The 19,961-nt window shown below is 69.7% G+C and carries 14 protein-coding genes and 1 pseudogene; 10 read left to right on the top strand and 5 right to left on the bottom strand.

The genetic code is table 11. The features are described from left to right. Positions 1-578 precede the first annotated feature (578 nt). From RKD20_RS11500 to RKD20_RS11490, 3 genes and pseudogenes are all read right to left on the bottom strand, one after another. Positions 579-1,514 carry an MBL fold metallo-hydrolase gene (locus tag RKD20_RS11500; RefSeq protein ID WP_424877654.1) on the bottom strand — a complete coding sequence of 312 codons (936 nt, stop codon included), beginning with the start codon at positions 1,512-1,514 and terminating at the stop codon, positions 579-581. Positions 1,515-1,525: 11 nt separating this feature from the next. Further along, complete coding sequence (locus tag RKD20_RS11495; RefSeq protein WP_424883501.1) at positions 1,526-1,972, bottom strand: hypothetical protein; 447 nt, start codon at positions 1,970-1,972, stop codon at positions 1,526-1,528. 268 nt (positions 1,973-2,240) lie between these two features. Further along, positions 2,241-2,852, bottom strand: a pseudogene (locus RKD20_RS11490) (MFS transporter); the annotation flags it as partial. A gap of 148 nt (positions 2,853-3,000) precedes the next feature. On the opposite strand from RKD20_RS11490, the gene RKD20_RS11485 reads away from it, so the two are divergent. The 6 genes from RKD20_RS11485 (at position 3,001) to RKD20_RS11460 (ending at position 9,376) form a co-directional block, all read left to right on the top strand. Further along, complete coding sequence (locus RKD20_RS11485) at positions 3,001-3,207, top strand: hypothetical protein (RefSeq protein WP_031089454.1); 207 nt, start codon at positions 3,001-3,003, stop codon at positions 3,205-3,207. After that, a complete protein-coding gene (locus RKD20_RS11480; RefSeq protein ID WP_424877653.1) occupies positions 3,194-4,585 on the top strand; it encodes an amidase in 1,392 nt (463 codons plus the stop codon). Before RKD20_RS11485 ends, RKD20_RS11480 begins: the two co-directional genes overlap by 14 nt. A gap of 157 nt (positions 4,586-4,742) precedes the next feature. Continuing rightward, the gene (locus tag RKD20_RS11475; protein ID WP_424877652.1) at positions 4,743-5,354 is read left to right on the top strand and encodes a TetR/AcrR family transcriptional regulator; all 612 of its coding nucleotides are present in this window, start codon (positions 4,743-4,745) and stop codon (positions 5,352-5,354) included. Positions 5,355-6,397: 1,043 nt separating this feature from the next. Next, positions 6,398-7,642 carry a cation:proton antiporter gene (locus RKD20_RS11470; RefSeq protein ID WP_424877651.1) on the top strand — a complete coding sequence of 415 codons (1,245 nt, stop codon included), beginning with the start codon at positions 6,398-6,400 and terminating at the stop codon, positions 7,640-7,642. Continuing rightward, a complete protein-coding gene (locus RKD20_RS11465; RefSeq protein WP_424877650.1) occupies positions 7,626-8,081 on the top strand; it encodes a CBS domain-containing protein in 456 nt (151 codons plus the stop codon). The genes RKD20_RS11470 and RKD20_RS11465 overlap by 17 nt, the downstream gene beginning before the upstream one ends. Continuing rightward, positions 8,078-9,376 (top strand): SLC13 family permease, encoded by a 1,299-nt coding sequence (locus tag RKD20_RS11460; protein WP_424877649.1) that lies wholly within the window; start codon positions 8,078-8,080, stop codon positions 9,374-9,376. Before RKD20_RS11465 ends, RKD20_RS11460 begins: the two co-directional genes overlap by 4 nt. 241 nt (positions 9,377-9,617) lie before the next feature. On the opposite strand, the gene RKD20_RS11455 is transcribed toward RKD20_RS11460, so the two are convergent. Continuing rightward, positions 9,618-10,679 (bottom strand): PucR family transcriptional regulator, encoded by a 1,062-nt coding sequence (locus RKD20_RS11455; protein ID WP_424877648.1) that lies wholly within the window; start codon positions 10,677-10,679, stop codon positions 9,618-9,620. Between the two features lie 545 nt (positions 10,680-11,224). On the opposite strand from RKD20_RS11455, the gene RKD20_RS11450 reads away from it, so the two are divergent. The 4 genes from RKD20_RS11450 (at position 11,225) to RKD20_RS11435 (ending at position 19,048) form a co-directional block, all read left to right on the top strand. Further along, complete coding sequence (locus RKD20_RS11450) at positions 11,225-11,659, top strand: hypothetical protein (RefSeq protein WP_424877647.1); 435 nt, start codon at positions 11,225-11,227, stop codon at positions 11,657-11,659. 136 nt (positions 11,660-11,795) lie between these two features. Further along, positions 11,796-13,841, top strand: coding sequence for a flotillin family protein (locus RKD20_RS11445; protein WP_424877646.1), 2,046 nt, complete (start codon positions 11,796-11,798; stop codon positions 13,839-13,841). Between the two features lie 77 nt (positions 13,842-13,918). After that, positions 13,919-18,781 (top strand): DNA repair ATPase, encoded by a 4,863-nt coding sequence (locus RKD20_RS11440; RefSeq protein WP_424877645.1) that lies wholly within the window; start codon positions 13,919-13,921, stop codon positions 18,779-18,781. Between the two features lie 99 nt (positions 18,782-18,880). Beyond that, positions 18,881-19,048, top strand: coding sequence for a hypothetical protein (locus RKD20_RS11435; protein WP_424877644.1), 168 nt, complete (start codon positions 18,881-18,883; stop codon positions 19,046-19,048). A 372-nt stretch (positions 19,049-19,420) separates the two neighbouring features. On the opposite strand, the gene RKD20_RS11430 is transcribed toward RKD20_RS11435, so the two are convergent. After that, on the bottom strand, positions 19,421-19,912 hold the full coding sequence (locus RKD20_RS11430; protein ID WP_424877643.1) for a CBS domain-containing protein: 492 nt from the start codon (positions 19,910-19,912) through the stop codon (positions 19,421-19,423). Between the last annotated feature and the right edge of the window lie 49 nt (positions 19,913-19,961).

Raw genomic sequence — 19,961 nt, 5'->3', positions numbered from 1 at the left:
CCTGGTCTTTTTCATGACTCACTCAGGCTGACACCTTTCCGATAACGCATCATGTGGAGTGCGTGGCGATTCTGGAACCTACTGCAAAGGGTGCCTGACCTGCAGTTGCGCAGCCCCGGTGGGTCGCTCGACCTGTTTCCCTCCGTACAGCGGGTCGGGCAGACGCACTACTTGTTCAAACTCGCCTGACCTGCGGTTACAGGGTGTGGCGGGGTTCGTACGAATGATGTCGGCGACGTGCGTTCATCATTCTTGACGCTCGAATGACGCTCGATGCGTGAGGCTGAGGCAGGGCCGCGTTGCTCGGCCGGCGATGGGCGAGTGGGGCCGGCAGGTTGCCCTCGTTCGCGACGCGTCGGCGTGACTGTCGCCCACGAGGGACAGCCGACAGCCGGCTTACGCAAAGGGTGCAAGCCGGTGATCGGTCATAACCTCGTCCGGCTCCATCGGTGGCGACGGAGCGTGTAACGGGGGAGTCCCGTAGCTGCTCCCGGGCCGTCCGGTCGCGGACGCCCAGGGCGTCCCCGCACGGACTCGGCGCGACTCGTGCGCGGCCGTCCGGGGTGCTCCGATCCGCTTCAGCCGCCGATGGGCGTGACCCCTGAGGGAGCCGGGACCAGTCGGTACCCGCCGTCCTCGCGTCGCACGTGTCCGGCGGTCGGCGGTGGGAAGTGGCTCCCCAGCAGGAGAGTTGACGTACCGGCCAGTGAGCCGAGCACCTGGTTCCGGGTCCTGGCCGCGAGTTCGGGAGCGACGTCCACACAGCTGCAGAGCTCCGGATGCGCCATCTGGACCGGGTGGTGGATGCTGTCGCCGGTGACCAGTGCGGTCTCGCCACGGCTGCTCAGTTCCACCGCTACCTGCCCCGGTGTGTGGCCGGGGGTGGGCAGCAGACGGATGCCCGGCGCGATGTCCGTGCCCTCGTCCGCGACATCGACGAGGTCGAACAGACCTGCTTCCCGGACGGGATGGACCGAGTCCCGGAACATCTGTCGACGCGCCTCCTCCATGTCGACTCCCGCCCAGTAGTCCCACTCGGTGCGTGAGGTGAGATAGCGCGCGTTCGGGAAGGTGGGCACCCAGGCGTCGCCCTCGGCACGCGTGTTCCACCCCACGTGGTCGGCGTGGAGGTGGGTCAGGATGACGACGTCAACGCTCTCCGGCGCGAAGCCCGCCGCCCGTAGCCGTGCTTCGTAGTCGCTGTTCAGGTTGTGCCAGGCGGGGTTGGAGCGCCGCTTCCCGTTTCCGATGCCGGTGTCCACCAGCACCCGCATGCCGTCCGTTTCGACGGCGAAGCTGTGACTCGCCAGGCGCAGGACGCCTTGTTCGTCGACGAATTCGGGGCTCAACCAGGGAGTCCGGCTCACGAGGCCGGTGGTTGCCCCGGGCAGCAGCCACGGACCGGTCTGGGCGGGCAGGACCACTTCGTCGATGCGTCGTACGGTGTGGTTGCCCACCGTCCAGGAAGAGGCGGGGGGAGTAGTGGACTTGGTCGTTTGCGATGAGGTGAACACGAAGACCTTCCTTACCTGTTACGGGCCGCGAGGACGGAGATGTCCGGGGCGGGTGTGCCGGGTGAGACGGATGTCCGATTGCTCGTTGCCGGGCGGGAGTGGGCGTCCGCAGACGGTGTCCGGCGCCGACTGCGCAGCGGCGCGGTCAGCGTCGAGACTGCGACGGTCGCCAGCACGGCCACGCAGCCGGCATGGGCCAGTGCTGCCGCACGCAGTCCGAAGGCGGCGGTGAGGGCGCCGGCGCCGATGGCGGGCAGACTCATCGCCAAGTAGCTGAGTACGTAATAGGAGGCGAGCGTGCCGCCCTTCTCCCGGGCAGGTACCGAGTCGACGACCGCGCGCAGCGCACCCTGGGAGACAGCTCCGAAGCCGAACCCGGCCAGCGCCGCCCCGGTGAAGACAAGTACGGGGTCGGCGAGGTAGAGGGCGCCCAGGGTCAGGACGGCCGCCGGAATCACCGCGCAGCTCCCAAGAAGAGCGGAGACGTCGGGACGCGTCCTGCGCGTGAAGTACACCGTCGGGGCGGCGACGGCCGTCAGCGTGAAGAAGACCAGGCCGCCGGCGTATTCGGGCCCGTCGGGGGAGATGAGCCGTGTGAAGCCCGGCCCCAGGGACGAGTAGAAGCCGCCGAGTGCCCAGACCGCGACGACGCCGGCGCCGTTGAGCAGGAGAACGTGGGCGGCCGCCGACGGCAGCGCCAGGTGGGGCCGCGTCGAGCGCAGTGCTCCGGGACGGCGGCGGACGGTCTCGGACGTCGAGACCCAGGGCGATCGCCTGCGCGGCGAACAAGGCGATCAGGGCCGCGTACACCGTGATCGCCGGAACGGGGGCGAAGCGCACCATGAGGGTGGCTGCCAGGACGCCGGCCGCCATGCCCGTCACCGGCGCGATGCTGTTGGCCAGAGCGGGGCGCCCCGGCCGGGCGGGGTCTTCCAGGTCGAGGAGAGCCGCACCTGCTGCGCTGGTCGCCGCGCCGGTCGCGATGCCCTGCAGCACGCGGGCGCCGATCAGGGTGGTCAGGCCGTCGGCCGTCGCGAACAGTGCCATGGAGGCGACCTGGGCCGCGAGCGCGCCCAGGAGCACGGGGCGGCGTCCGACATGGTCGGAAAGGGTTCCGGTCGTCAGCAGTGCGATCAGGAGTGCCAGAGCGTAGGCGCTGAAGACCACCGTGATGTCGAGGGCCGACAACTGCCACTGAGCCTGGTAGTGGGGGTACAGCGGGGTCGGCGCGCTGGATGCGGCGAGCAGCGCGATGAGGATCGAGGTGTGCAGTGCGAACGGCAGGCGTCCGGATGGGGAGGTGCGGGGAGGCGTGAGGCTCGCGGGGACGCTCTGCATGAGAGTCCTTCCCGGACTAAAAGCGATTGGTTTGCTTTAAGGCACCGTAGATCCTACGATCGGCTAAAGCAAATGATTTGCTTTTATGGTGGTCGGAGGTCCTGTACCAGCCCTGGCCCGTCGCGCCGCACAGATCCGAAAGGAAGCCATGACCAGCGAACTCACCCCGCAAGAGGCAGCCCGAGGGGCGCTGCGGGCGGGGCTCCCCCTCGGGGACGGCCGACATGAAGAAGTGGCCATGACGGCCAACTACATCCACTCCGTGATCAGCACGTTGCGCGAGCTCGATTTCGGCGAGACCCCTCCCGCGTCCTCCTACCGAGCCGGGCAGGGGAACGCCGATGCAACCGTTTGAACTGTCGCTGGTCGAAGCCTCCCGTGCGGTGCGCGCAAGGGAGCTGTCCCCCGTCGAACTCACCGAATCGGTGCTCGCCCGTATTTCCGCCGTCGAAGGACGGCTGGGCGCCTACGTCACCGTCGCCGCCGACGCGGCCCTGGCCGCAGCGGTCCGCGCCGAACGGGAGATCTCCGGAAGCGGACCGCGCGGACCGCTGCACGGGATCCCCATGGCGCTCAAGGATCTGATCGACGCAGAGGGGGCACCCACCACGGCGAGTTCACGCGTCCGGACAGGGCACGTGGCGGAACGCGACAGCCGGGTGGCCGAACGGCTCCGCACCGCCGGGGCCGTCCTCCTGGGCAAGACGCACACGCACGAGTTCGCCTACGGCCTGACCACTCCGCAGACGAACAACGCCTGGGATCACAGCCGGGTCGCGGGTGGGTCGAGCGGCGGCTCGGCGGTAGCTGTCGCCGCCGGCGGGGCGACGTTCGCCATGGGCACGGACACGGGCGGTTCCATCCGGGTCCCCGCGGCCCTGAACGGCGTCGTGGGCCTCAAGCCGACCTACGGCCTGGTCCCCCGCACAGGCGTGACCTCGCTGTCCTGGTCCCTGGACCATGTGGGCCCTCTCGCCCGCACCGTCCAGGACGTCGCGCTGGTGCTGTCGGCGACCGTCGGCCACGACCCGCGCGACCCGGCGAGCGTGTCCGGCCCCATGCCGGCCCGCTTCCCGGGAGGCGACCTGCGAGGACTGAAGGTCGGCGTACCGCGGAACCACTACTTCGACCGGGTCACGCCCGAGGTCGAGGAGTCCGTACGCGGCGCGATCGAGCGGCTGGCGGAGCTGGGGGCGGAGCTCGTCGACGTCGAGATCCCGATGGCGCGCTACATCCAGGCCGTTCAGTGGGGTCTGATGGTTCCCGAGGCCACCGCCTACCACGAGCGGTCGCTGCGGGCCACCCCCGACCTGTACGCGGCGGACGTTCGCATCCTGCTGGAGGCCGGCGAACTCACCTCTGCGGGCGACTACCTTCGCGCCCAGCGGGCCCGCACCATGATGCGAGACGCCTGGGCTCGCATGTTCGACGGAATCGACGTCCTCGCCGCGCCGACGGTGCCGATGACCGCCGCCGAGGCGGGGCAGGAAGCCGTCGAGTGGGCCGATGGCACGACCGAGGCCGTGTCGGACAGCTACGTCCGCCTCTGTGCCCCCGCCAACATCACCGGCGTCCCTGCCCTCACCGTGCCGGTCGGTCACGACCACGCCGGACTGCCGATCGGATTGCAGCTGATGGCGCGCTCCTTCCGCGACGCGACGGTGCTCCGTGTGGGCCGGGTCTACGAGGAGTCGGTGGCCGACGCGGGGCGGCTTGCTCCCCTCGCTGTCTGAGGGAAGGCGGACGATCCAGCCGACATGCCGTTGCGTCGCCGAAGGGGCGTCCGCCGTGCTCGGGTGCTCGGATACGTAGCCCTGTGGGGCACCGACGCCGACCACCGCCTAGAAGCAACAAATTCGCATTAAGGTGGATCGCATGAGTCCCAAGCCCATGGTCCGCCCCGGCGGGCGCAGCGCACGCGTACAGGAGTCCGTCCATGCGGCGGTACGTGAACTCGTGGGGGAGGTGGGCCGCGACGCGCTCACGGTCCCGATGGTGGCCACTCGGGCGGGCGTGACCCCCTCCACGATCTACCGTCGTTGGGGTGACCTGCAGGAGCTCCTGTCCGACGTGGCCGTCGAACGACTGCGCCCGGAAACGGATCCGGCCGATCTCGGAAGCCTGCGGGCCGATCTCGACGCGTGGGCGGAACAGTTCCTCGACGAGATGGCCTCGCCGCCCGGGCGCGCCTACATCCGGGACGCCTTGCTCGGCGATCCCGACGGCATCAATGCCGGTCAGTGTTCGGCGTTTGCCGCAGAGCAGATCGACGCCGTGTTGGCCCGTGCGGTGCAGCGGGGGGAGCCGGTGCCCGAGACGGAACTGCTGATCGACCGTGTCGTGGCGCCGATCATGTACCGCATCCTCTTCCGCCCTGGCCGACTGGACGCCGCATACGCGCGTGAGCTCGTGACGAACGCCGTGTACGGCCTGCAGATCGAGGCCGGCGCTCGCCCCACCCAGGCCGCCGCCCCGCGGCGCTCGAAGAAACCCGACAGCTGACCACACAGGAGGGTCCGTGCTCGCGGGTGTCTTCGGGCCGGATCAGCCGCTCGGCCGCCCCGTAGCTCAGGCTGATGCGGAACCAGATGTCAGGCAGGCCGACAACTGGCGGGGCGCGTCTTCCTGGACGAGGCGAAGAGTGACGTCGGCGGCGGGCAGGAACGCCTGCCCGCTCGACCGCCCGCTCCCGTGCGAGAGCCGTCGCTTCCCACCCCTGCACACGCGGCGGGAAGGGTCATGCCTCTCGCGGTGGATCGACATGCAGCGCAAAGGTTTCCGGCGTGACGCTCATTTGGCGCTCGGCGCGTCCGATCGTTCCAGAGGAGGCCGAAAACCAGCTCTGACCTGGGGTTTTATCGATTCCTCCTGGTGCGGCATGTTTCCGATGACGCATCATGTTGAGTGCGTGGCGATCCTGGAACCGGCTACAAGGCGCTCTGACCTGCGATTTTCTTGGGTTCCTCAGGCGTGGAAGGTGCTGCTCGACCCGATTTCGGAAGTGCGGGAGGTGGAGCACGCTGCGTTCGGCGAATGCCTCTGACGCGTAAATACCAACCGGCCTGGGCAAAACCGCAGGTAGCTGACCAGCTGACCAGCTGACCTCCGCCTCCTGCGTTGCCGCCCCCGCGATGCAGTGTTGATCAAGGGCCACGGGGTGCTCGGCGCGCCCATTTACCCGCCGCACGGCGGGCGGCGAAGCCGCCCTGGGTCGCTGACCTGCGGTTCCGATCATCGCCGGAAAGACCGGCGTACGGTACCCCCGATCTTCGCTGGGTTCGCGCAGAGCAGCCGTGGCGCTCATATGGCGCTGGACCTGATGGGGCGTCAGGTCGCGTACGTGTCCTGATCTGGCGCCCCCTCACGCTGACTCCAGAAGGGCGGCGCGGCGATGGGTCTCTGCAATTACAACGGCCGTGCCTCCGTGGCGCCGGTCGGCGATCTGTCGAAGGCGTATCAAGGGCAGGTAGGGTTCACCGTGGTGTGCCGGGAAGCCTGGTCGGCGAGTAGGGGAAAGATCTCTCTTCCGATCGGGGGTGGCCGTCATGGTGCTCGTGGTGGTGTTCGGTGCCGCGCTGTTGCTGGCGGTGCTGTTGTCCGGCCTGGCGGCGCGGACGGTGCTTTCCACGTCCTTCCTTTTCCTGATCGGCGGGGTGCTCGTCAGTGACGGATTCCTCGGTCTGATCCACATCACGCCGGACAGCGAGATCGTGTCCGTGACAGCAGACCTCGCGTTGTTCGCGGTGCTGTTCACCGACGGCATGCACGTGTCGCTGCCCAAGCTGCGAGCCGGCTGGAGGAACCCGGCGCGGGCCCTTGGCCTGGGCATGCCGCTCGCGTTCGTCTTCATGGCGCTGGTCACCCACTTCCTGGTGGGCCTGGACTGGACGACGTCGTTCCTGGTCGGAGCCGTGCTCGCGCCGACCGACCCGGTGTTCGCGTCGGCGATCGTCGGACGCAAGGAAGTCCCGGCCAAGCTGCGGCAGCTGCTGAACGTGGAGAGCGGCATCAACGACGGGCTCGCGCTCCCCGTGGTCCTGATGCTGATCGCGGCCGCCGGCCCGACCGCGGACAGCGCGGAAGCCTCCGCCTCCACCATCGCTCTGGAATTGCTGCTCGGTCTGGTCTTCGGTGTCGTCCTGCCCTTGCTGGTCAACCGTCTCGTACGTTTCTGGCTGCTGGGCGCCGAGCCGAAACTGCAGCCGCTGCTACCGCTGGCCACCGGCATCATCCTGTACGCGACCTGCCATCTCACCCACGCCAACCCCTACCTCGCCGCCTTCTCCGCGGGCGCGGCTCTGGCGCACGTGTCACCGGAGGCGAAAGCGTCCTTCGAACCTCTGGGCGAGGCACTGGCAGAGCTGGCGAAGTTCGCCGCGCTGCTGGTGTTCGGTGCACTGCTGACTCCGCAGCTGTTCGGTGACCTGTCCTTCGGCGGGTACGTGGCGGTGGTCCTCGCGATCGTGCTGATCCGCCCGGCCTCGCTGCTCATCTCGCTGCTCGGCGCTGGCGTCATCTCGCGCAAGGAGAAGCTGGTGGCGGCCTGGTTCGGCCCGAAGGGCTTCGCCTCGGTCGTCTACGGTCTGCTGGTGCTGCAGTCCGGCATCCCGCAGGCCGAGGAGGCGTTCACGCTCGTCGCGGTCTGCATCGCCTTCTCGATCATCGCCCACAGCTCCACGGACGTGCCGATCGCCCGGGCCTTCGACGTTGACGAACTCATCGGCATCCCGGACAAGGACCAGTCCGCCGCCGTCCCGTCGGAGGAGAGCCCCCTTGACACTCGCGCGTGATCTGGTGCGCCCCTGTTCGGCGGTGCGGGTCGACGACGGCGCCCGGGCGGCGGCGCGACTGCTGGTGGGTGAACGGCTGCCCGCCCTGCTGGTCGTGGACCGGGTGGGATTTCCGTACGCGATCGTCCCCGCCCCCCAGCTGCTGACCGCGCTGGTGCAGAAGTCCGGTGAGCCGGAGCTTCGCCCGGCCGTGACGACTGCTGATCGCCGTGAGAAAGCCCGGGGGACGCTCTCCGGGCTTTCGGTGGGCGACTGGCTGCCCCGGTTGCGGGCCACGCCCGGCCTGGTGGGACCGGAGAGCTCGCCCTTGGAGGTGGCGGCCCTCATGGCACGCAAGGACTGCCCCGTCGCCGTGATCGAGCGCGAAGATGCCTCCGTCTCGCTGCTCGGCGCGATCACCGCGGACGTCCTGTTCGAACACTTCATCGGAGGACCGTGAACGACTGGCAGAGCTGGGCGGCGGTCGTCGTCTTCGTCGGCGCGTACGCCCTGATCATCAGCGAGAAGATCCACCGCGTCGCCGTCGCCCTGGGCGGTGCCGGCCTGATGCTCGCGATCCGGGCGACCGACGATCAGTCGGCGTTCTACTCCGAGCACAGCGGCATCGACTGGAACGTCATCTTCCTGCTCATGGGCATGATGATGATCGTCGGGGTGCTGAAGAAGACCGGCATGTTCGAGTATCTGGCGATCTGGTCGGCGAAGAAGGCCAGGGCCAAGCCCTTCCGGGTGATGGCCATGCTGGTCGTGATCACAGCGCTGGCCTCGGCCCTGCTGGACAACGTCACCACTGTGCTGCTGATCGCACCGGTGACCCTGCTCGTCTGCGAGCGCCTCGCCTTGCCGGCCGTCCCGTTCCTGATCGCCGAGGTCATGGCGTCGAACATCGGCGGCACGGCGACCCTCGTCGGCGATCCGCCCAACATCATCATCGCCAGCCGGGCCGGGCTGACCTTCAACGACTTCCTGGTCCACCTGGCACCGATCGTGGTCGTCCTGGTGATCGCACTTCTCGTGCTGTGCCGGGTGATGTTCCGCAAGTCCTTCGTCTACGACGGAGACCGCGCCGCCGAGATCATGGCGCTGGAGGAGCGCGAGGCCATCAGGGACCGGACGCTGCTCGTCCAGGGCCTCGTGGTCCTGGCTCTTGTCGTCGTGGGCTTCGTCCTGCATCCCGTGCTGCACTACGAGCCCAGCGTGGTCGCCCTGCTCGGCGCAGGACTGCTCATCGCCATCTCCACCGCGGAGACCCGAGAGGTGCTCCAAGAGGTGGAGTGGCCCACCCTGGCCTTCTTCGCCGGGCTCTTCATCATGATCGGCGGCCTGATCGAGACCGGGGTGATCGGCGAGATCTCCAAGGCCCTGGCCGACGCGATCGGTGACAACGAACTCGGCGGCTCCATGACCATGCTGAGCGCCTCCGCGGTCCTGTCCGGCATCGTCGACAACATCCCCTACGTCGCCACCATGGCCCCCATCACCAGCGACCTCGTCCAGAACATGGGCGTGGGAAGCGACCACGTCATGTGGTGGGCCCTTGCCCTCGGCGCCGACCTGGGCGGCAACGCGACCGCCATCGGAGCCAGCGCCAACGTGGTCGTCCTCGGCATCGCCGAACGCAACCGCCAGCCCATCACCTTCTGGCAGTTCACCAAGTACGGCCTCGTCGTCACCGGCGTGACCGTGTCCCTCGCCCTCGGCTACGTCTGGCTGCGCTACTTCGCACTCGCCTGACGCCGCTCCGTGCGGCCAATCCCCTGTCCACGACGCCGGATCGAGAGCAGGGGCGTGGATGTCTCTCTCATGGCGTCGTTGGCCGTCATCACCATGCTGGTGATCAGAGCCGGTAGTTCTCGAAGGTGGGCGGTAGACCGGCGCTCAGTCGGCGCGGGCGGGGAGCCGACGTGGAGGAAGAGCAGGGTGGGGCCCTTGGTCGTCAGCGCGGGAACAGCGGCTCACGATGGGCTGTCGGCCGTCACATCTCGTCGTCGGGCCACCCGAGGAGGCGGGCCCCGATCACCGCGGTCTGCAGGGTGTAACGGTGGACGGGATCTCCGGGGTCGGCGCCGGTGAGCTTGTGGATGCGCTCCAGGCGGTAGGTGAAGGCCCGCACGCTCAGGTTCAGACGTCGGGCCGCCTCGGCGGCGACACAGCCGGAGTCGAAGTACGCCGTCAGCGTCTCCACGAGGGGCCGGGCGCCGCCTCGTGCGCTCAGCAGCGGGCCGAGGGTGTTGCCGACGAGGTCGGCCATGGCCTGTCGGTCGCGGGTCAGGACCGGGTAGACGAGGAGGTCGGCCGCGCGCAGCAGCGGCTCGTGGATCTGCAGCCGGTCTGCCAGGTCGAGGGCGTTGAGAGCCTCTTCGTACGAGTGGACGACACCCCCGGCACCGGGGTGGGGGCGTCCGATGGCGACCGTGCCGCCCTCGGTGGCCGCGTACGCCTGCTTGGCGAAGAACGCCAGCACGTCGTCCTGGTCGCCGGGCGCGATGCAGATCAGCCTGCCGTCCTTGGTGGTGAGCAGGATGCGTCGCTCGCCGAACCGGCCGACCACTGCGCTCTCCACCTGTCGGGTGGCCGGGTCGGTCTCCTCGACGGGCTTGCCGCCCTGCGCGACGGCGACGGCATGGGCGCGCGAGAGGAGCAGGCCGAAGCGTTCGGCCCGTTCTGACAGGCGGCCCAGGTCGCTGCGGCCGTAGAGCAGGTCGTCGATGAACTCGCGCCGCACCGCCTCCTCCTGCCGTACCGCGAGCAGTTGCGCCCGCTCGTGCCCCTCGGCGAAGGCGTCGATCGCCTGCTCGACGGCGGCGAGCGCGCGATCACCCGCTGCGGCGGAGAGTTCGGGCCAGTGGTCGCGGGCCACAGCCAAGTGCCGGCGAAGGACGGACCGCAGACCGAAGCCGGCCTCGGCGGCGCGTTCTCCCCGCGTTCGCAGGGACTCCAACTCGTCCCTGGTGAAGCGACGACCCGTCGCGCACACCTCGGTGAGTATCTGAACATACCCGTCCAGATACTCGTCGGGGACCTCCCGGCCTGTCACACGTCCTCCCGTTTTCTTGCGGCCCGCCGACACGTCCCTTGACGCACCCTGGACAAGACTGGCAGATCAGGGGCGGTGGGAGGAGCCTGGCGTCAACGACGGATCGGGATGCCCTCGTTGCGAGGGCGTTAGCCCGCGCGAGACCGGCTTCCACGAATGCCTGTTCGTCGAGGACCGCGACCAGGAGGACGCGGATGCCCGGTTCGCGACTGCCTGCATGCGAGCGAACGGGGCGGCCGCCGCCGCCCGTCTCTCCGTTCAGGTGCCTGCGGTGCCGGCACCGGGCAGCGACGGTACGACGACGGTGACCCGCGCGCGGCACAGCTCACGCAGCTCGGCGGCCAGGCGTTAGGCGAGGGCGTCGTCGCCGAGTTGTCGTCGCCCGGCATCAAGGAGACATCAAGACTGCCGGAACACGGCAATGCGCCACACGACACGGGCAGTTCAAGATGGAGGCAGCGGAAACAAGGGGAGCAGTCCCGGCACCGCACCCTGGCGACAGGGCGCCGTGCCGGGACTCGGGAACTCGGCTCGGGGGCGAGGACATGGGACAGATCGTCGACGCAGCCGTCCGGTTCCCCACCGTCACCCTCACCTCGGCCCTCGTCGTCGCTCTCGGCTTCTGGCTGCTGGTCCTGCTGGGCCGCGCCGACGTGCGCGCCTTTGACGCCGACGCCCCGTCGGTGATCAGGTCGCTCGGCGGGACGCCGGTCGCCGTCGCGGCCTCCGTCGTGATCGTGAGTGCCTGGCTCGCCAGCATCACCGGAACGCTCCTGATGGATCTGGTACGCCTGACCGGTCCCGGTGCTGCCGCGGCCCGGGTCGCACTGCTCGTCCTGTCCGTCCTCGTCGCCTGGCCGGTGGCACGAAGGTGCGCGGCCTCTTTCGTCAGGCTGCTCCCGGGTAGCCCCAGGCTGTATCGGCGTGCTGCGGCGAGCGGCACTCCGTACGACCCCGGCAGCTCCCGCGCCCGCGGCTGAGCCGCCCACAGGCCCCGCGGCTGAGCCGCCCACAGGCCCCGCGGCTGCACCGCCTTTCACGCCTGCTCGCGGCCGATCGGGCCATCCGGCCTCGCCGTCGAGGCCGTCAACTCCTCGCAGACCCCAAGGATTTCGTATGGATGCCATCACCGTGGGCGTCGGCGTGCTCATCGCCGTCTGCCTGCTCCTCGTCACCGCCGTGCTGTTCGTCGTCTCCCGGCTGTTCCGCAAGGTGGAGCAGGGCAAGGCGCTGATCGTCTCCAAAGTGCGCAAGGTCGATGTGACTTTCACGGGGCAGGTGGTCCTGCCGGTGCTGCACAAGGCCGAGGTGATGGACATCTCGGTGAAGACGATCGAAATCACCCGGGCCGGCAAGGAGGGGCTGATCTGCCGGGACAACATCCGCGCCGACATCCGGATCTCGTTCTTCGTGAAGGTGAACAAGACAGTCGAGGACGTCATCAAGGTCGCCCAGGCCGTCGGCACCGTGCGGGCGAGCGACCAGAGGACGCTCCAGGAACTGTTCCACGCGAAGTTCTCCGAGGCGCTGAAGACCGTCGGCAAGCAGATGGACTTCACCGACCTCTATACGAAGCGCGAGGAACTGCGCTACCAGATCATCGAGTTGATCGGTGTCGACCTCAACGGCTACCACCTGGAGGACGCGGCGATCGACTACCTGGAGCAGACGCCGCTCACCCAGCTGGACCCGGCCAACGTCCTGGACGCCCAGGGCATCCGGAAGATCACCGAGCTGACGGCCGTGGAGCACGTGCGCACCAACGAGGCCCAGCGCACGGAGGAGAAGGAGATCACCCGGCAGAACGTCGACGCCCGTGAGGCCATCCTGGAGCTGGAGCGCCGCCAGGCCGACGCCGAGATCAAGCAGCGCCGGGAGATCGAGACCGTGCGGGCCCGTGAGGAGGCCGAGACGGCGCGGGTGATGGAGGAGGAGCGGCTGCGGGCGCAGTCCGCGTTCCTCAGGACCGAGGAGCAGCTCGGCGTGCAGCGGGAGAACCAGGCCCGCGAGGTCTCCGTCGCGCAGAAGAACCGCGAGCGGGTCATCGCCATCGAGAACGAGCGCATCGAGAAAGACCGCCTCCTCGAGGTCATCGCCCGGGAGCGGGAGACCCAGCTGACGCAGATCGCCGCGTCGAAGGAGGTCGAGGGCGAGAAGCGGGAGATTGCAGAGGTCATCCGGGAACGGGTCGCGGTCGACCGTACGGTCGCCGAACAGGAAGAGGCCATCAAGAAGCTGCGCGCCGTCGAGGAGGCCGAGCGCGGCCGGCAGACCGTCATCATCGCCGCCGAGGCCGAGGCGCAGGAAAAGCTGGTCAAGGACATCAAAGCGGCCGAAGCCGCCGAGCAGGCCGCTGTCCACCGCGCCGCCGAGGAACTCACCCTGGCCGAGGCCCGGCTGAAGAGCGCCGACCTCGACGCGCGGGCCAAGCTGCGCCTCGCCGAGGGCATCCAGGCCGAGACGGCTGCCGAGGGCCTGGCGGCCGTCCAGGTCCGCGACAAGGAGGCCGAGGTCATCGAGAAGGCCGGCCGCGCGGAGGCCGAGGCAGCCGAGGCGCGCATGCGGGCCGAGGCGGAGGGCGTCCGGGCGAAGGCGTTGGCCGAGGCTGAGGGCATCGGCGAGAAGCTGAAGGCGGAGGCGGCCGGCCTGACCGAGAAGGCGGCGGCGATGGCCGCGCTCGACGAGGCGTCCCGCGGGCACGAGGAGTACCGGCTGCGGCTCCAGGCGGAGAAGGAGATCCGGCTCGCCGGACTGGACGTGCAGAAGCACGTCGCCGAGGCGCAGGCCACGGTACTCGCCACGGGACTGGAGAACGCCGACATCAACATCGTCGGCGGGGAGTCCGTCTTCTTCGACCGGCTGGTCTCCTCGATCGCGCTCGGCAAGAGTGTCGACGGGTTCGTCCAGCACTCCGAGACGGCCCAGGCTCTCGCGGGGCCCTGGCTGGACGGTTCGTCGAGCTTCACCGACGACCTCAACCGCGTCCTCGGCTCGGTCTCCACGGCGGACGTGCAGAACCTGACCGTCTCCGCGCTGCTGATGAAGCTGATGAAGACGGGCGGAGCCGACTCCGGCGCTCTGGAGCAGCTGCTCAGCCGGGCCGGCGAACTGGGTGTCGCCGATACCTCGCTGGCGGCCCTGAACGGCAGCGCCAGGGTCTGACAGGCCGCGGTCCGGAGCTGCCGCACAGGGGACGGCAGCTCCGGACCGCCTTTTTCCGACGTTTTGAGAGGGACTCCATGACCACCGGCCTGGACACCGGCACATATGAGGTGCTGCGCGACCGTCTCACGGCGCAGGCCGCTGAGCTCGCCCGCCGCGCCGAGGCGCTGAACGCCCGCCGCACCGAGGAGTTCGGCTCCACCCGGCTCGAGCTCGCCGGCACCGAGCGGTTGCGCACCGAGCACGCCTGCGTGCCCCGGGACATCGCCTCCGTCGGCGGCGTCCTGCTCTTCGGCCACAACGTCTTCCTCGGCCTCAAGTCCGAGACGACCGTCGGCGACGTCTTCGCGCTGCATGACCGCGACCTGAACAGGCTGCCGGACGACGCCGTTCCCGGCTTGCTCGATGACCCGGCCTTCATCCGCGAGTTCGCCGCCCTCTACCGCTACTACCGGCAGGCCCACCTCCTCCAGCTCCGCCGCGTCGACGGCAGACTGCTGGCCGTCTTCAGGACCGGCGAGAAGGCCGGGGACATCCGCGTCCTGCGCTGGGCCGTGACCGACAACGGTCAGGTGTCCTTCATGGACGCCCGCGGTGACCGTGACCACGTCTTCCCGCCCGCCCACGACTTCGAGTGGACTGTCACCACCCGGGAAGATCACGTCCTCGGCCGTCACCCCCACGTCTCCGTCGAGGGTGAGGTCTTCGTCGAGACCGTCGGCGGAACCCTCACCGTCAAGGTCGAGAACGACACGGAGACGGGCGAGGGCATCCACGCCGAACCCGTCGACGAGCCGCTGCAGTCCCTCGCCGACGCGGACATCGCGTACGCGCGCGTGGGGGCCCTGATCCTGCTGCGGATCCGCCCCTACAAGGAGGACGCCGACCGCCACCTGGTGTTCAACACCCTCACCAGGACGGTCGTCCGCCTTGACGGCATCGGGCAGGCGTGCCGTCGGCTGCCCGACGACCAGGGGATCCTCTTCCCCGGCGGCTACTGCCTGGCCACCGGCACGTACAAGACCTTCGACGCCGTCGTCTCCGAGGGCCTGGAATTCGAGCGCGCGGTCCGCTCGCCCAACGGCGAGGACGTGCTGTTCGCCTTCCACGCGCGCGTGGAAGGACGCAGCCTGCTGCTGCCGTACAACGTGATCCGCAAGGAGGTCGCGACCCCGCTGTCCTGTCACGGCTGGGCGCTCTTCGACGACGGCGCGCTCGTCGTGCTGCGAGCGGACAGCGACGAACCGCAGCGCGTCCACCCCGTCCAGCTCTGGAACTCACCCTTCGTCTCCGACACCCACGCCGCCGCAAGGCCAGCAGGCACAGGCGCGCTCGCCCGCGTCGGCAACGCCGACCTCGTGCGCGGCATCTCCGACTGCCTGTCCCTCACCCGTGCCGTCACCGAGACCACCCCGACGAGCGAGGTGTACGAGGCACTGGCGGCCGCCTGCGTCCGGGCGGCGGACTCCCACCACTGGCTGAGCGAGCCCGGACTGGGCGATCTGCACGAACCGCTCACTCAGGTCCGGACCACCGCCGAGCAGGTCCTGGCCGAGTTCGAGACCGTCCAGGCACTCACCCGACAAGCCGCGGGCGCGCTCACAGAGGCCACAGAGCGGGTCGCCGTCGTCGTACGGCGCTTGCGCGGCGAGGCCCCGCGAAGCGCCGCCGCCTGGGTCACCGGTCTGAGTGAACTCCGGCAAGCCCAGGGCCACCTGCTCACCCTCAAGGACATGCGCTACGCCGACACCGCGCGCATCGACGAACACGCCTCCGACATCGAGGGCGACCTGGCCTCCTTCGGGCAGCGGGCCGTCGCCTACCTCGCGCGCGAGGACGCCTTCGGCGCCCACCGGGCCGACCTTGAAGAGCTCGTCGCCGACGTGGAGGCGATCGCCACCGTCGCCGAGGCCGCGCCCGTCGGCGCGCACCTCGACGAACTCGCCGACGGCCTGCGCACGGTGACCGAGGTCGTCGCCGGGCTGGACGTCGGCGACGCCACCGTCCGTACGTCCGTTCTGGAACGGATCGCCGAGGTCCTGAGCGGCGTCAACCGGGCCCGCGCCCTGCTCGACGGCCGCCGTCGCGCACTCCTGGACCGTGAGGGACGGTCAGCGTTCGTGGCCGAGTTCGCCCTGCTCGGCCAGTCGGTCACCGGCGCGCTCGCCGCCGCCGACAGCCCCGAGACGTGCGACGAGCAACTCGCCCGCATGCTCGTCCAGCTGGAGAACCTGGAGTCCCGGTTCGCCGAGTTCGACGACTTCCTCGGCGACCTCGCCGACAAGCGCGACGAGGTCCACGAGGCGTTCTCCGTCCGTAAGCAGACCCTTGCCGACGCCCGCGCCCGCCGCGCCGAACGCCTCGTCGACTCGGCGGCGCGCGTCCTGCGGACCGTCACGCGTCGTACCGCCACGCTCGCCGACACGGAAGCCGTCACCACGTACTTCACCTCCGATCCCATGGTCGCCAAGGTCCGCCGCGTCACCGACGAGCTACGCGAACTCGGCGACCAGGTCAAGGCGGAGGAACTCGACGGACGCCTCAAGGCCGCCCGGCAGGAGGCGCTCCGTTCCCTGCGTGACCGCACCGACCTCTACACCGACGACGGCCGAACCCTCCGACTCGGCACGCACCGCTTCGCCGTCAACACCCAGCCCCTCGACCTCACCCTCGTCCCGCATGGCGACACCCTCGTCTTCGCGCTCACCGGCACCGACTACCGCTCGCCCGTCACCGACCCCGACTTCACCTCCACCCGCCCGTACTGGGACCGCTCGCTGCCGTCGGAGTCGCCTGCGGTCTACCGGGCCGAACACCTCGCCGCCCGGCTGCTGGACGAGCACGGCCCGGCGGCCCTGGAGGAGGCAGACCTGCCCGCCCTCGTACGACAGGCCGCGCAGGCGGCGTACGACGAGGGGTACGAGCGGGGTGTCCACGACCACGACGCGGTCCTCATCCTCACCACGCTCCTGCGGCTGTACTCGGATGTCGGCCACCTGCGCCACGAACCCGCCGCCCGCGCCGCTGCCCAGATGTTCTGGGCCCACGGCACGACCGCCGAGGAAAGGCAGGACTGGCAGCGGCGCGCGATCTCACTGGCCCGTGCACGGGACACGTTCGGCCTGGCTCCGGCGATCGGCGATCTGCGGCAGGAGTTGACTGAGGTGATCGGCACGGAAGAGGCGGCCGCCTACCTCTTCGAGGAGCTGACGACCGGCCCCGACGGTTTCGTCATGAGCGCGACCGCCCGCACCCTGCTCGACAAGTTCCGCCGCACGGTGGGCTCGTCGGCCTACGACGAGGACCTCGCCGCACTCGGCGGCCTCGCCGCACGCAAGCAACTCGTCGAGGCGTGGCTGACCTCGTACACCGCCTCGACCGGCACGAACGCCACCCCCGACGACCTGGCCGAGGCGGTCACCGCCGAACTCTGCCCCGACCTGGCACGCTTCGACTCCGACGCGCGGCTGACCGAGGCGGTCCATGGACTGCTCGGGGTCCACCCTCGCATCGTCGACGGTTCCCTGCCCCTGCGCATCGACGAGTTCCTCGCCCGCACCCGTGCGTTCCGCGGCCACGACGTCCCCGGACACCGCGCCTACCAGCGCCGTCGTACGGAGTTGGTGACGGCCGAACGCGCCCGGCTCCGGCTTGACGAGTACCGGCCCCGGGTGATGTCCGCGTTCGTGCGCAGCAGACTCATCGACGAGGTCTACCTCCCGCTGATCGGCGACAGCCTCGCCAAGCAGCTCGGCACCACCGGCGAGTCCAAGCGCACCGACACCGGCGGCCTGCTCCTGCTCGTCTCCCCGCCCGGCTACGGCAAGACGACCCTCATGGAATACGTCGCCGACCGCCTCGGCCTGATCCTGGTGAAGGTCAACGGCCCCGCCCTCGGCCGGGCCGTCACCTCCCTCGACCCGGCCGAGGCCCCGAACGCCTCCGCCCGGCAGGAGGTCGAGAAGATCAACTTCGCGCTGGCGGCGGGCGACAACGTCCTCCTCTACCTGGACGACATCCAGCACACCTCGCCCGAACTGCTGCAGAGGTTCATTCCGCTGTGCGACACCACCCGCCGCATCCAGGGCGTACGGGACGGCGAGCCACGTACCTACGCTCTGCGCGGCAAGCGCTTCGCCGTCTGCATGGCAGGCAACCCCTACGCCGAGTCCGGCGCCCGCTTCCGCGTCCCCGACATGCTCGCCAACCGCGCCGACGTCTGGAACCTCGGCGACGTTCTGACCGGCAAACAGGACGCCTTCGCGCTCAGCTTCGTCGAGAACGCCCTCACGGCGAACCCCGTGCTCGCCCCGCTCGCCGACCGCGACCGCACCGACCTCGACCTCCTCGTCCGGCTCGCCCAGGGCGACACCACGGCCCACGCCGACCGGCTCACCCACCCCTACGGGCCCGCCGAACTGCAGCGGATCCTGGCCGTGCTGCGCCACCTGCTCACGGCCCGCGACAGCGTGGTAACGGTGAACGGCGCCTACATCGACTCAGCGGCCCAGTCCGACGCCACACGCACAGAGCCGCCCTTCCAGCTCCAGGGCTCCTACCGCAACATGAACAAGATCGCCCAGCGCATCCAGCCGGTCATGAACGACGCCGAACTGTCCGCGCTGATCGACGACCACTACACCGCCGAGGCCCAGACCCTCACCACCGGCGCCGAGGCCAACCTGCTGAAGCTGGCCGAACTGCGCGGCACACTCACCGCCGAGCAGGCCGTGCGCTGGGCCGACGTCAAAATCGCCTACCTGCGCACTCAAACGCTCGGCGGACCGGAGGACGACCAGCTCACCCGGGCGATCGCCGCCCTCGGCCTGCTCGCGGACCGCATCGCCGCCGTCGAATCCGCCATCAACCGCGCCGCCGACCCACACCACCTCATGGCCACCCCGACGGCCCGTCACGCGGTCCATCCGCGCGAGGAATAGCTCCCCGCATGTCACAGGCCCGGCCGAACCGCCGTGCCGGGCCCCGACCACGGGACGACTCACGTTCTACACGGCGATGGCGCCACCGCGCTCTTACCGGTGCCGGCCGCACAGATCGCCGTGCTGCTCCGCCACGAGCGGCGACGGACGGGCTCCAGCCCTGAGGCCCGTCGCATCGAGGAGGCCGCGGCACAGGAGACCCGGGACGCACGACGCCAAGACCACGGCCGCCGGCATTTCAACGGGACCGGCACGATCGCGGCCTGAGGGATCGAGACGCGCGCCAAAGGCTGTCCGATGATGCGGGGGTCGGGTCGGTCGACCGAATCTCGCAGGCGGCGCCCACCGTGACATGTCAGGCGGCGGGCCCAGAACGCGGGGGTTGGCTCCGTCGGCGAGGCGAACGGTCCTTTGTGGTGTGCATGAGGATCAGCATCGCGGCAGCGAAGGCCACGCTCAGCACGATCAAGGCCAGGCCCACGGGGTTGGTCGGGTTGTACTCGTAGCGGTTCGCCCTCAACTGCTCCGTTGGAAGACGGGTTCGTTCGCGTCGAAACACACAGCGAAGTTCCTTCTTCGAGCGCACGAATGACGGGCCGGAGCACGGGAAAACCCCGGCCTCGACCGGCCCGACTGCCGTCACGAGGAGTCAGATGCTCCCGTGGCCCCGAGGAGTTCGTGCAGAAGATGTGAGGCGGTGATCACGCCCAGCAGATGCGTACCGCCTTCCTTGTGCCTGCCCGTCGCCGTTTCCGCCACGGCCACCAGGGGGCTGCGCACCCGTGCCATCAGCGCGGCCACCTCCAGCGCGGTGTCGTCCGGGTCGGCGATCGGCGGCGGGGTGGCCTCGTGGGGCAGGCAGTCGCCGACGCGGCGGCCTGCCAGGGCCTGGCAGAGCCGGTCGGCGTGCTTCTCGTCGACGACGGCGGCGAGCGTCGGGTCCTCGATGACGTAGCCGGGCACCAGGATCTTGATCATCTGGGAGGCGGGAAGGATCGCCCTCGGCTCGCCCCGTTCGTCCACCACGAGCAGGGCCGGCAGTCTGTGCTCGGCCAGGAGTCGGGCCGCCTCCATGGCGTCGCTGTCGACGCTCACCGTCTCGTACTCGACCGCCAGGTCACGAGCGCGCATGGCGGGCTCCTCATCTGCTGGAAAGGTTCCTGTACTCACCGTCTTACGT

This window comes from Streptomyces sp. SLBN-8D4 (assembly GCF_049739545.1).
GTDB lineage: Bacteria > Actinomycetota > Actinomycetes > Streptomycetales > Streptomycetaceae > Streptomyces > Streptomyces canus_C.
The sequence above is the reverse complement of the archived record's forward strand: the minus strand, read 5'-3'. Positions and strand labels throughout refer to the sequence as shown.